Raw genomic sequence first — 12,028 nt, 5'->3', positions numbered from 1 at the left:
GGGATAACAAGCGTTGGAAATCCAATTTAGGGAATAATTTCCAGCCCCGCGCAGTGTTATACCGGGTCACTTTAGCATTCGTGCCACGCACCCCCTTCGGGATAGCGTGGCACGAAACGATCGTTGATCACTCCTCTGTTCTGCCCGTCTTGAGTTTACTTGATCACCAGGACTTCTTTATGTTCATACCCGCCCGCACTGGTAACCGTGACGATGTAAAGCCCCGGCGTAGCTTGAGAAAGGTTGGGGTAATGAACGGTGGGCGCCGTAATATCTTTTTGGTAAACGGTTTTGCCATAGAAGTTGGTGATGGTAAGTTTTGCCGGCAGCGTGTTGCCCTGGGTGCGGATGTCTATGGCGGGACTGCTTTCGGATGGGTTCGGAAAAACAGATACCGCAGTGATGCCATTGGTGCCCTGCGCCGGCAGGAAGCGCAGGGTTGTGCCGCGCTGTTTCGTTACGGCATCGATGGACGTGCTCAAAGGCGCCGTGAATTCTTGTTGCCAAAGCGTCTTTCCGGCAGCATCGAGCAAGGCCATGATGAACGGCACCTTCTTGTTTTTCTCGGTCTCCACCGTGAGGTAGAATTCTTTTTGCCGGGGCTTCATTTCCATTTTTATGCTTTCGATGCCGCCGGGCACAAGCTCTTTGTCGAAGACGACCACGTCCTGAAGCTTCTTATCATTTTCCATCGCCACGGTCGTGATGTAGGGCTGTTTGTCGTCGACGGGAAAGATGGCTTGAAAAGGTTGTTGATAGGACTTGGTCCACACGACGGCGCCGGGTTTGTCGAGCAGGGAAACGGCGAAGACCGGATCGATGCAGTCGGGAAACTTGCAGGGAGGAAAAATAGTCCAGTCAACGTCTATCCCAGTCCAGCACCACTCGCGCTCGTGGCCGTAGTTCCGGATGTCGATCCGGTCGAACCGGTCGAAGGCTGGCGGTAGCACGGAGCTTCCGCAACCACGGAGCTCCGAATACCCATATAAAGCATATTTCGGGATGGTGTCGTCTGCTGTGCCGATTTGCAACACGATGTATAGCTGGCATCGAAAGAAACGTTGATCGGCCCTGCTGTTAATGCTGGTGCCAGGGGGCAGGGGTACGTTGGTGAAGGTTGTACCGTCGTAGGCGTACCACCGCGCCGCGCCGGTGCCGTCATACATCGCGCCCCATAATTTGTCCGCGTATACTTCAAGGGTTGTTTCCGCATACCGGAGGCCGGCCGGCATGGCCACTTCCGTTTCGGTTATGCCGTCGTAGCGGGAAAGCTTTCCACCGAACGGGCTTCCAGGCGCATGCAAATCAAAGGTGGGTAGGTAAAGATTGCCCTGGTAAATTTCCATTTCGCACCCGCCGGGATTGGCCAGTGCGCCAGAGTGAAATATGGCTTCGTTCCGATCGATTGTGATTCCATCGTAGCTCAGCAGACTGCGTGCACCGGAATGGTAATCCTGGTAGCGCGCAACAAGTTTGTCTTGATAGATCAACTTGTCGCTGGGCACAGAATGTTCAAAAGGCCACTCACAAGTTAAGGCGCTGCGGGAAACGTTTATCCGCGAAAAGCTCGTGCCATCGTATTTGATCCAATAGGTAATGGTATAGTAGTCCCACAGGGGAGGATTCGCGGTGGTTCTTACCGCTTCGATGTAAAGCGCATTTTCGAACACGAACGGGCGGTGCCCATAAAGTACCATGGAGTCGGCCGGAATAAGAGCATCCGGAATGTCAATGGGTGTCAATGTGGTGCCATCGTAGCGCATCAGCTCGGCGGCAGTCGGGTCGGCCGGGTCGTGATCGGGCATAAAGTAAAGCGCGCCGTTCATTTCCTCGAACTGTGTGTCGGGGTAGAGGCGGTAGGGGGAAGGGACCGGGATGGGGGTGGCCCCGCCACCATTAAACTTGTGAAGGGAAAAACTGGTATGCATCCAATCCTGCAGGACGAGGTACATATTATCCTGGAAAACGACCATTTCGGATTCCGTCGGCTGAAGGCCTGAAGGAAGTGTGACATAGCTAAACTGCCCGGCGGCGTGCGTGGAAACGCAAAGGGCCAGGAGAAGAATGATCCATGCAGTGAGGCGAGGGTTTTTCATAAGGGTAGTTTTCCCTGGGGTTGTGGTGATAGGTATCGATCCAAGGTAAACGCCCCTGAAGATCGTTTCTCCAAACCGGTACGACTATCAGATTTGTTTCAATTGATGTGTATTTTGTTTCAAAGAACAATAACCCTATAGCCGCATACCAAAGTGCAAGGCCCGGAATCATTTCGTCTCCCTGGGAACGGTTGGTTTAGGATGGCCAGGTTTGTCCCCGTCCTCGCGAACAACACCCTATGGCAGGCCGGTGTTTAAAAAAAATCAACGCAGAGCTCGCTATTCGCGCTTGCCACCCGATAATTGCCTGCGCAGACGCAACGAATGCTATCCGCGAGCTGATTATTTTAAATAGATTTGTGAACGAATCATTTTATAAAAATACATGCAAGCCAGTGCCGTGAAACATATCAAAATGACCCGGGTAACGCAAATGGGCATGCTGGAAACCGATGACCAACTGGCCGTGGAAGAACCGCTGGAAATACAAGTGGTGTATGGCGCAGCCGGAGACAGGATCACCAAAGTCATTTCCGTGACCATGCGGACCCCTGGAAATGATGAGGAACTGGCCGCAGGCTTTTTGTTTACAGAGGGGATCATCACCTCCAGGGAAGAGGTTGCCAACCTTCAGTTGGATGGAGGAACTGGAAACAAAGTGACGGTAATGCTTTCTGAATCGGCCACACCCCATCTTCAAACCGCCGAACGGAATTTTTATACCACCTCCAGTTGCGGGGTCTGTGGAAAGGCGGGCATTGATGCCATTAAAACGATTTCTATCTACGCACAACAAAACGATACCATGAAAGTGAACGCTGCGGTCTTATATCGCTTGCCCATCGCTTTAAAAAAGCAACAGGAATGGTTTGCCACCACCGGCGGACTGCATGCCTCGTCGTTGTTCGACGCGGATGGGAACTTGCTCTTGCTGCGGGAAGATGTGGGCCGTCACAATGCATTGGATAAATTGATTGGTGCTTGCTTCTTAGAAAACCATTTGCCCCTGCAGCGCACCATCCTCCTGCTGAGCGGAAGGGCAAGTTTTGAATTGATCCAAAAGGCAAGCATGGCAGGAATAAAAATAATCGCTTCGATAGGAGCCCCTTCCAGTCTGGCCCTGCAACAGGCGGAAGAATTTGGAATGACGCTCATCGGATTTTTGGGGAATGAAAAGTTTAATATTTATTCCGCCAGCCATCGGGTTGTTTTTGAATAGTACCATAAAACGAGTAAAATGAAAATAAGAATCAGTGCAAACTCCATTCGCATACGGTTGTCGAAGTCGGAAGTGGAGAAGCTGACGACGAAGGGAGTTTTGGAAGACAGGACCTCGTTTGGCGCAACGTACTTCAGCTATGCGGTGGAAAGAAAAGCCGGATTAAAAGCACTTTCGGCCAAGTATGATCAGAATAGGATTACGCTGTTGGTTCCGGAGATGCTGATAACCGGTTGGCAGGAAAATGCGATAGTTGGTTTTGATGCGCACCAGGCCGTGAGCGAAACAGAGACGTTGTATCTTTTGCTCGAAAAAGATTTTAAGTGCCTGGACAACACGGTGGAAGACCAATCGGACAACTTCGAAAACCCGAAAAAAATCTGCTAGCCATGAGCGACGAAGCAACACCTGTTCCCCAAGCCGAGAACCCGGAAGAGCTCACCGGATTGAAGCGTGGCAAAATCAAAACCGTCGCCGCGGGTATCCCGGCCGTGGTGTCGAGCATGGAAAAAGTGATCGGCGAAGCCGGCTTTGCCCGCGGTATGAAAGGGCTTTGGCAGCTCAATAAAAAAGGAGGCTTCGATTGCCCCAGCTGTGCCTGGCCCGACCCGGACGACGAACGCTCGGGCGTGGCCGAATATTGTGAAAATGGTGCGCGCGCCGTAGCCGAAGAAGCCACCGCGAAAAAACTGACGGCATCTTTTTTTGCCGAAAATTCCGTTCAAGATCTGGCGGCACTATCCGATCATGAGATCGGCAGCAAAGGACGCCTTGCCGAACCGATGTTCCTGCCCAAAGGCGCAACGCACTATCAACCCATCTCCTGGGAAGGTGCCTTCCAAAAAATAGCACAGACGCTGAACCAGCTGGCGTCACCCGACGAGGCTATTTTTTATACCTCGGGCCGCACCAGCAACGAGGCCGCATTTTTGTACCAGCTTTTTGTACGAGCGTATGGCACGAACAACCTGCCCGATTGCAGCAACATGTGCCACGAAAGCAGCGGCGTTGCTTTGAGTGAATCACTGGGAATAGGTAAAGGCTCGGTCACACTCGGCGATTTTTATGAGACCGAGGTAGTCATGATCCTCGGGCAGAATCCTGGCACCAACCATCCCCGCATGCTCACGGCCTTGCAAAAAGGAAAGGCAAACGGTGCGAAAATTATTTCGGTTAATCCGTTGCCTGAGGCCGGCCTCATGGGTTTCAGCAATCCTCAAACCGTGAAAGGCATTCTGGGCATCGACACAGCACTGACCGATCTTTTTCTGCCCATAAAGATCAACGGCGACATGGCTTTTCTAAAAGCGGTGCAATTGCTGTTGCTCCAGGAAGAACAACGGGAGCCGGGCAAGGTGATCGATCGTGACTTTATTGCAAAGAGCACGGCTGGTTTTAACGACTTTGAAAACCATTTAAAAGAACAAAACCAGGAAGCGTTGTGCAGGGCATCGGGTCTTAGCTTGACACAGATCCGGGAAGCGGTAGCCCTCTTAAAACATAAAACAAAAATTATTATCTGCTGGGCGATGGGGCTCACGCAACATAAAAATGCGGTTGACACCATTAAGGAAGTGGTCAATTTACTTTTGCTGAAAGGCAGCATTGGTAAACCCGGGGCAGGCACCTGCCCGGTGAGAGGACACAGCAACGTGCAGGGCGATCGCACCATGGGCATTGTTGAAACACCGTCGCCTGCGCTCTTAAAGAAGTTGGAAGAGAACTTCCATTTCACACCCCCTGCAAAACACGGCTATGACGTGGTGGAGTGTATCAAAGCCATGCATGCGGGCAAGGGCAAAGTCTTTTTTGCCATGGGTGGAAATTTTCTGTCCGCCACTCCCGATACCACATTAACAGCCGAAGCGCTTCGCAAATGCAGCCTAACGGTGCAGGTATCCACCAAGCTAAACCGCAGTCATCTCGTGCACGGTGAAGAAGCGATCATCCTGCCGTGCCTGGGACGAAGCGATGAAGACGTGGTGAAGGGCGAAGTCCAGTTTGTGTCGTGCGAAAACTCCATGGGGGTTGTTCAATCGTCCAAAGGAGTTTTAAAACCCATCTCCGATCACCTGCTGAGTGAGCCGGTCATTGTGTGCCGGCTGGCCAAGGCAACCCTGGGAGCGCGTAGTAAAATTAACTGGGATCGTTACGAACATTACGACGCGATCCGCGAAGACATCGAGCGCACCATACCGGGATTTACAAATTATAATGAGCGCGTGCGAATGCCGGGAGGATTTTACTTACCCAATGGCAACCGCGAGGGAGTTTTTCAAACGGCGTCAGCCAAAGCGCACTTTAACGTGGCCCCGCTTTCAACGCTCCCGATGGAGGACGATGACCTGATGATGATGACCATCCGCAGCCACGATCAGTTCAATACGACCGTCTATGGTTTGAACGATCGCTACCGCGGGATCTACAATGAGCGCCGGGTGGTATTGATGAATGAGAAGGACATGCACCAACGCCACCTGCAGGATGGCGACCTGGTGGATCTGGTAAACCATTTTGAAGGTATCGAGCGTGTAGCCCATAAATTTGTCGTAGTGAAATACCCGATACCGGAGGGATGCACGGCTACTTATTTCCCCGAAACCAATGTGTTGGTTCCAATCAATAGCGTGGCCGATAAGAGCAATACACCCACCTCTAAACAGGTGATTATAAAAGTAAAAAAACACGTCGCCGAAAGGAGTTGACTTTTTTTTCGCACGGCGCAGTTTTCTTGGTCTACACAAATTTGACGTTATAGCGCCCGCAAATAGCAGCGACTTGTAGAAGGTTTGGAGGCCCTACGGGAAGCTTTCCCAATTCTTCAAACATGTTTTCAAGTCCCGCTGGAAAAATGTCCAAATGGACTTTGGCATTGCTTGTTCCAACTACCTTCCAGGTGTGAGGAATATTTCGCGGTAAAAAAATCACATCACCGCTTTTTAATAAACTCGTTTTGTCGCCGACCGAAAATTCTACTTCGCCTTCTATGACTTTATAGACCTCGTCCTCGTTTTCGTGGACGTGAAAGGGAACCAGTGTATTGGGTGGATTGTCAAGGTAAATTGTAGTGAACTGTCCGTTGGTGTCCTTACCGGTTAGTTTTATTAACTGGTGATCTCCCAGGCAGTTTAACGGATGTCCTTCGTCTCTACGAATTACTTTCTCCTTCATGGGTTTCGTTTTTTTCAAACACTAATTCAAAACAGAGCAGTCTGTTTCCAATCTCATGCTGTTTTCCTGGTTAATGCTCTAACTAATTTCTTTTCATCCCGCTATACATGCCGTTTTTTGTAAAACGGGCATTCTTGTCTATCATAAAACAAACAGCCGTACTTTTGGTGCTTGCCTGCAAGTCGAGGGCTTCGCCATCGAGTATGATGCTGTCTCCCTTTCCCAATACTGTCTTTGAAAAATTTATTTCACCTTCAAATACATAAACAAAATAGACAGTGTTTTTGAAATAGGGTTCGGGTAAACTTATCTTGGCATTTTCAAGATCGAGATCATACACCAATATATTGCTTTTGATTTCAAGTGGCGCATGGCTGCTTTTTAAACCCGCCACTAACCGCCAATGATTAAGAACCAGTTCACCCGCATTGGCAAACTGCACTTGCGGCGGGTTGTTCTCAATTTCAGGGCGGATAAAGATCTGGAGCAACCGTACATCTTCTTTATATTTTTCGGTGGGAATACTTTCTTCATGATAGATCCCACTTCCGGCATTCATCATCATGATGTTTTGTGGCGTTACGGCAACTTCCTTGCCGGTGCTGTCTTTGTGCAGCATGGTACCGCTACGCATCAACGTCAGTATTTCATCATTTTTGTGAGGGTGCATCGCAATGAAAGCGCCGGGCTTTAGATGGGCATCGTCAAATCGGCCTAAATTATAAAAACCCAGATCGCTATGATCTGCATTTGCACCCGGAATAATGATTTTGATGCTAAAGTTTCCGTGCCCCGCCGTTTGTCTTTCAGAGGCTTTGTTAATGATCAACATAATAGTAAGATTAGGATGCTTCAAGCCTTTTGCAGACTTGAAGCATTCGGTTTAGGCCATGGAGGGTAAAACTTCTGTAAACAAAATGCCCAATAATGCTCCGCCTTCAGGCCTTGACCAATCTTGTGCAAGTTCAGCCATCAACGTGTTGGTAGCCGTTAACACTACACCTGCATCAGCCATCCTTTTTTGACTCAGGTCTTCACTAAGGTTAAATGGCGAACCCGAAGCGTCCATCACCGCTTGTACATGAAAACCTTCTTCGACGGCACTGATCGCGGGAAAAACCAGGCACACATCCGTGGTGACACCCGCCATAATCAAGTTTTTCTTTCCCGTGGCGAGCACGGCATCGCGAAACGCTTTGTGTTCCCAGCAATTGACGATGCCTTCTCTTTTAATCCTTTTCTCAAAGGCATCGGGCAAAACTTCGGCCAACTCGGGCAGCAACGGACCTTGCGCCGCGTACTCCTGGCTGCTGGTGAGGATGACCGGTATCTGCAGGATCTTTGCCATTTTTGCCAAAGCCAATGTTTTCTTTTGCACTTCTTCCAAAGGCATGTTTTTGATCAGTTTCATTGTACCCACCTGGTGGTCAATGAGGAGCAGTGCGGTGTTTTCTGCCGTGAATCTTGTGGTGCTCATTTTTTTGTGTCTTTTTAATTTGATGTTGTAAACATAGAATAGTTACTATACTTTTGAAATAAGTTTATAAATAGTATATTAGTATCCTTTTGTATAGTCTTGGTAAAAACGAAATATGAAGAACAATAAGCTTGAAATTCAGCCCGTCATGGACGCGCTGGAGGTGATCGGGGGAAAGTGGAAATTCCCGATCTTATATAGTCTGTGCAGCGGTAAAAAGCGGTTTAAGGATCTGCTGGAAGACATTGGAAAGATCACGCCTAAAATGTTGAGCCTGGAATTAAAGGACTTGGAGATTAACGGTTTAGTGACCCGAACGGCGATTGCCACCGTGCCGGTGACCGTTGAGTATGAAATGACTAAATATGGTACAACGCTTGAACCTGTGCTTCGTCACATTCAGGATTGGGGCAAAAAGCACAGGGCAAGGATACTAAAGGGAAGTACGGTTTTGAACTGAAGGGATCTTTCCGGTGTCATAATGCTACCGGTAATCCGCTGACTTTTCATTTCTGCGGGGGTTGTGGCTGATACCTTTCCGTAATATGTAAAAAATACATTCTTCATCCATCTTCCGTTTTTCTGAACGCCGCACTCTCGATCCAATCGAAACGCTGTTTTGTGCTGTCGAATGCAAAATCGGCATGATTGTAATATGTCATGTGGCCCGACATGCGATCGATATTTATTTTGAAGTTGTCGAACTTGTACGCTACGGTATAAGGAAATTTTTTCATTTCCCGGAACACGCTGTCGTTGTTCCAGACCCTTCCCATTTCATAAAGAACGAAGTCATCGGTCGTAGACTCGGTCATTTTTTTATAGTCCTTATGGGTGATGCCGTCGAAATAAGCGAGCAGAACGCTTGTTAATTTTTCGGGGTCGTCGGTGGGTTTGTTTTTCTGGCAGGCGCAAAGGAGTCCAAGCCCGAAAATCAGTCCGGGTATGATGGTAGTTTTCATGAAATCGTGTTTTGTGATTTGGTCACAACACAAAACTAGCCATGGAGATGAGGAGGGGATGTGCTGAAATGCTCAATTTAATATTTCGCGGTAACATTGAACCCAACACCCATCGGGTACTTCTTCCACCGGGCTTGGCTTGCTTTGCGGTAGTAGGTCCCCTTATTGGCAAACCCTGATGAAAATACGACGGCTGAACTATGGCGTCCCTCCAGCCATTGCAATCCGATAAAAAAATCGTCATTCACCACGATGTTATAGTCTGACAAATTAATATCGATCCTATCCGTTCGATTGTTTACCCTTGCAATAATGTCACGTGTTAGAATGTTTTTGCAAGGAAGCCCATTTCGTATGTCATAAATATTGACCCTGAACGTGGCTGTGTCAGCGGTATTGTACGATATATTAAAGCTAAAATTTTCGAGATACGTCGGAATGTTTTTGATCTTTATTCGTATGGCAAGCTCACTCCCCAGATCGCTGGACGCAAATTTGCCACCGAAGAATTTAGATTCGGTTTTGTTGCCCAATACCTTCGTGATGAGTTTTTTATCGATGATCCCGATCTCTTTTAATTCAACTGTTTCTTCTCGTAGATGAATGTTTAATTTTTTTTGCGTTTGAAAAACGTCTTTTAGATAAATTTCCCGGGGTTCATACCCTATCATCGATATTCTAAGGGTATCGTGGAGGTTGGAGTCAAGCAAATGAAGTTGAAATTCACCCTTAAGATTGGACGTTGTGCCTTTATCCTTGTTGAGAATTCCGATGTTCACATAGGGCAATGGCAAATGGGTAGTTTGATCCTGCACAATCCCATTCAGTAACATTTTCTCTGTGGACTTCCCACCTTTGGCTAAAAGTGGTTGTGAGAAATGTTCCGTCACTTCTTCGGTTGGGATTTTTTTATAAAAAGAATCACTTCCTTTAAGTTTGTCAAGCAGATAATTAACGGTCAAGCCTTGAATGACATCGTAGGGTGAGTGGATCCGATCTTCCGAGGTCATGACGCTTAAGCTTGAAAAATCTTCGTGTTTTGAGTGCTTTATCTTCAGATAGCATTTATCACCTAAAATGTGATCAGCTATGTTGTAGCTCGAATCAGGGGAATCATCCACTTCGACAATATCGCTATCCAGATAAAGGAAGGATGCACGGATGGCTTCCGGTTTAAAGAAGCTCCCTTCACGGATGCGATTCAGCTTTTCATCTTCTTCAGGGTTGCCAGACACAAATTGTTCAGACCCGTCAAGAGAAACAATCGCCTTGATCTTATTGGGTTCGGTCATAGCCAGAATGGCGGAAGCCAGGCCGCCCCAGCTATACCCGATCAAACCAATGTTGTTGGAGAGGACATGGGTTTTTGTCAGATGATCTATGACAAAGTTCGCATCGTTTACTTGTTCGTAAACGCCCAGAGAATCGATGGTCATATTACCTGGGTAGGCACCAATCGAACTGACCGATGCGACAACGAAGCCATTCTTTGCCAAAGACTCGAATAGCAGATAGTTCTCATAGCTCATGCCGTTAAACCCGGCTAAGTAAAGAATTAACGGGAATGACTGTGTAACTGGTTTTGCATTCACATAACTATGGGTCCGCGCTTTTTTCAGGATATTGTAATCCTTGCAATCTAAGCCGGCACAAATGTATTGAAGCAGTTCGTTCGTCAATCCGTCGTAACGCTTTGTGTCGTCATAGAAATTGCTTCTTTTCTCGAATAAATGCACTAGGTCGTGAAAGGTCGCGGTGGTATCGGAGGAGGCAACGTCGGCTGGGTACCACAGGTCAATGTCCACGGGCCTGAAATGCAGTTTGTCCGATAGCGGGGAATTTGGTTTGTACGTCCTGCTTGAATCGTAGGCGCTAATGGTTTTAAAACCTGCCGGATAGGGTTGTGCGTGTACAGGTGTGGTAGAGGAGTTTATGAAGATCAATACAGCGGTTACTACAATTACTCTCATGGTTGGATGTTATCCTGCATTTGATAATGTTAACGATCACCCAAAGGATGTGTGGAGATGGAAAATAGTTTTGTTAATAATCTAAATTCCAGATAAATCTAACGGAACTAAACGAATTCGTTGCCCGTTTTCAGAGTTCAATCGCATCCATCATTTTCTATGGCCGGAAAAAGAACCTCCACGCGCATTCCCCTGCTGAAAAGCGATGGCTATCGCAGCGTATATTTCAAGCACCCTCCCGTACTGGAACCTTTGGCGAGCCCGGCAGCGTCGCTGCAGCATTTTGAGATCCACAACCGGTGCATCTGGAAAAATACGGCCGCTGCCCATCGTCTTGATTTTTACCTGGTGTTCCTGGTCATCGCCGGGGAGGGCACACACCGCATGGGACTTCATGAGCACGATCTCCACAAAAATATGCTTTGCTTTGTCGGGCCCAACGTGATCAGTTCGTGGGACTGGACGGGCAACGACCACCGCGGCTACTTCTGTTCTTTTTCCGATGACTTCTTTAACACGGGCCGGAACGACAAACAATTCCTGTCGCAGCTTCCCTTCTTCCAGATCGATGGCCACGCCGTGCTCGAGCTTTCCGACGAACAGACCAGCCAATATGCCACGCTGTTTCAATTCATGGAGAATGAATATGCGCAACGCGGTGCGTATAGCGACGAAGTCCTGCGCAGTTGCCTCCATGCATTGGTGTACAAAGCCCATTCAGAATATCCACCCCAACGCTCCACGCAAGCCCCAGGCGACCGTTCCGGCCTCCGGTTGTTGCAAGCGTTCACAGAACTGTACAGCCGCGACTTCGAACCGATCCAGCAGGGGAAGATCATCCGCGTACGGAAAGTATCGGACTATGCCGAGGCGCTCGGTGTATCGCAAAATCATTTGAACGATACGGTCCGTGCGTTGACCGGGCATTCGGCGGGGCAACTCGTGCGGATCCGGCTCGTCAAACAAGCCACGATGTGTCTGATGCATTCGAGTAAAACCGTGAGTGAGATCGCTTACCTGCTGGGCTATGAAGATCCTTCCTACTTCGCGCGGTTCTATAAAAGCCAGACGGGGAAAGCGCCCTCGGAGGTAGTGAAAAATGCCTGAATATCCGTAGTCTGTCCTGCGTTTAG

At 48.5% G+C, this 12,028-nt stretch carries 11 protein-coding genes; 5 read left to right on the top strand and 6 right to left on the bottom strand.

Annotation, left to right across the window (positions count from 1 at the left end; translation table 11 throughout):
- Positions 1-155: 155 nt before the first annotated feature.
- On the bottom strand, positions 156-2,096 hold the full coding sequence (locus D4L85_RS33165; protein WP_119758389.1) for a T9SS type A sorting domain-containing protein: 1,941 nt from the start codon (positions 2,094-2,096) through the stop codon (positions 156-158).
- Between the two features lie 385 nt (positions 2,097-2,481).
- Between D4L85_RS33165 and fdhD the strand changes: the two genes are divergently transcribed.
- The 3 genes from fdhD to D4L85_RS33150 are packed head-to-tail and all read left to right on the top strand — an operon-like array spanning position 2,482 to position 6,020.
- Positions 2,482-3,315, top strand: a complete 834-nt coding sequence (gene fdhD / locus D4L85_RS33160; RefSeq protein WP_119758388.1) for a formate dehydrogenase accessory sulfurtransferase FdhD — start codon at positions 2,482-2,484, stop codon at positions 3,313-3,315.
- Positions 3,316-3,333: 18 nt separating this feature from the next.
- Positions 3,334-3,702, top strand: coding sequence for a DUF7009 family protein (locus D4L85_RS33155; RefSeq protein ID WP_119758387.1), 369 nt, complete (start codon positions 3,334-3,336; stop codon positions 3,700-3,702).
- A gap of 2 nt (positions 3,703-3,704) precedes the next feature.
- On the top strand, positions 3,705-6,020 hold the full coding sequence (locus D4L85_RS33150) for an FdhF/YdeP family oxidoreductase (protein WP_119758386.1): 2,316 nt from the start codon (positions 3,705-3,707) through the stop codon (positions 6,018-6,020).
- Between the two features lie 31 nt (positions 6,021-6,051).
- On the opposite strand, the gene D4L85_RS33145 is transcribed toward D4L85_RS33150, so the two are convergent.
- The 3 genes from D4L85_RS33145 to D4L85_RS33135 form a co-directional block, all read right to left on the bottom strand.
- Complete coding sequence (locus D4L85_RS33145) at positions 6,052-6,486, bottom strand: cupin domain-containing protein (protein ID WP_119758385.1); 435 nt, start codon at positions 6,484-6,486, stop codon at positions 6,052-6,054.
- An 82-nt stretch (positions 6,487-6,568) separates the two neighbouring features.
- A complete protein-coding gene (locus tag D4L85_RS33140) occupies positions 6,569-7,318 on the bottom strand; it encodes a pirin family protein (protein WP_119758384.1) in 750 nt (249 codons plus the stop codon).
- A 51-nt stretch (positions 7,319-7,369) separates the two neighbouring features.
- Complete coding sequence (locus D4L85_RS33135; protein ID WP_119758383.1) at positions 7,370-7,963, bottom strand: isochorismatase family protein; 594 nt, start codon at positions 7,961-7,963, stop codon at positions 7,370-7,372.
- Between the two features lie 115 nt (positions 7,964-8,078).
- Here D4L85_RS33135 and D4L85_RS33130 point away from each other — a divergent pair, with 115 nt between their 5' ends.
- Positions 8,079-8,423: a winged helix-turn-helix transcriptional regulator gene (locus tag D4L85_RS33130; RefSeq protein WP_119758382.1), complete on the top strand. Its 345-nt coding sequence runs from the start codon at positions 8,079-8,081 to the stop codon at positions 8,421-8,423.
- Between the two features lie 103 nt (positions 8,424-8,526).
- Here D4L85_RS33130 and D4L85_RS33125 read toward each other — a convergent pair whose 3' ends face one another.
- Both D4L85_RS33125 and D4L85_RS33120 read right to left on the bottom strand, forming a co-directional pair.
- On the bottom strand, positions 8,527-8,925 hold the full coding sequence (locus D4L85_RS33125; RefSeq protein ID WP_119758381.1) for a nuclear transport factor 2 family protein: 399 nt from the start codon (positions 8,923-8,925) through the stop codon (positions 8,527-8,529).
- A gap of 77 nt (positions 8,926-9,002) precedes the next feature.
- Entirely contained in the window at positions 9,003-10,895 is a 1,893-nt protein-coding gene (locus tag D4L85_RS33120) for an alpha/beta fold hydrolase (RefSeq protein ID WP_119758380.1), read from the bottom strand.
- A 159-nt stretch (positions 10,896-11,054) separates the two neighbouring features.
- On the opposite strand from D4L85_RS33120, the gene D4L85_RS33115 reads away from it, so the two are divergent.
- Complete coding sequence (locus D4L85_RS33115) at positions 11,055-12,002, top strand: helix-turn-helix domain-containing protein (protein ID WP_119758379.1); 948 nt, start codon at positions 11,055-11,057, stop codon at positions 12,000-12,002.
- The last annotated feature ends 26 nt before the right edge of the window (positions 12,003-12,028 follow it).

Source organism: Chryseolinea soli (assembly GCF_003589925.1).
GTDB lineage: Bacteria > Bacteroidota > Bacteroidia > Cytophagales > Cyclobacteriaceae > Chryseolinea > Chryseolinea soli.
The sequence above is the reverse complement of the archived record's forward strand: the minus strand, read 5'-3'. Positions and strand labels throughout refer to the sequence as shown.

Excerpts from the sequence above, each read along its gene's own strand:
- D4L85_RS33165 (WP_119758389.1), bottom strand. The coding sequence starts at position 2,096 with ATGAAAAACCCTCGCCTCACTGCATGGATCATTCTTCTCCTGGCCCTT.
- fdhD (WP_119758388.1), top strand. The coding sequence starts at position 2,482 with ATGCAAGCCAGTGCCGTGAAACATATCAAAATGACCCGGGTAACGCAA.
- D4L85_RS33155 (WP_119758387.1), top strand. The coding sequence starts at position 3,334 with ATGAAAATAAGAATCAGTGCAAACTCCATTCGCATACGGTTGTCGAAG.
- D4L85_RS33150 (WP_119758386.1), top strand. The coding sequence starts at position 3,705 with ATGAGCGACGAAGCAACACCTGTTCCCCAAGCCGAGAACCCGGAAGAG.
- D4L85_RS33145 (WP_119758385.1), bottom strand. The coding sequence starts at position 6,486 with ATGAAGGAGAAAGTAATTCGTAGAGACGAAGGACATCCGTTAAACTGC.
- D4L85_RS33140 (WP_119758384.1), bottom strand. The coding sequence starts at position 7,318 with ATGTTGATCATTAACAAAGCCTCTGAAAGACAAACGGCGGGGCACGGA.
- D4L85_RS33135 (WP_119758383.1), bottom strand. The coding sequence starts at position 7,963 with ATGAGCACCACAAGATTCACGGCAGAAAACACCGCACTGCTCCTCATT.
- D4L85_RS33130 (WP_119758382.1), top strand. The coding sequence starts at position 8,079 with ATGAAGAACAATAAGCTTGAAATTCAGCCCGTCATGGACGCGCTGGAG.
- D4L85_RS33125 (WP_119758381.1), bottom strand. The coding sequence starts at position 8,925 with ATGAAAACTACCATCATACCCGGACTGATTTTCGGGCTTGGACTCCTT.
- D4L85_RS33120 (WP_119758380.1), bottom strand. The coding sequence starts at position 10,895 with ATGAGAGTAATTGTAGTAACCGCTGTATTGATCTTCATAAACTCCTCT.
- D4L85_RS33115 (WP_119758379.1), top strand. The coding sequence starts at position 11,055 with ATGGCCGGAAAAAGAACCTCCACGCGCATTCCCCTGCTGAAAAGCGAT.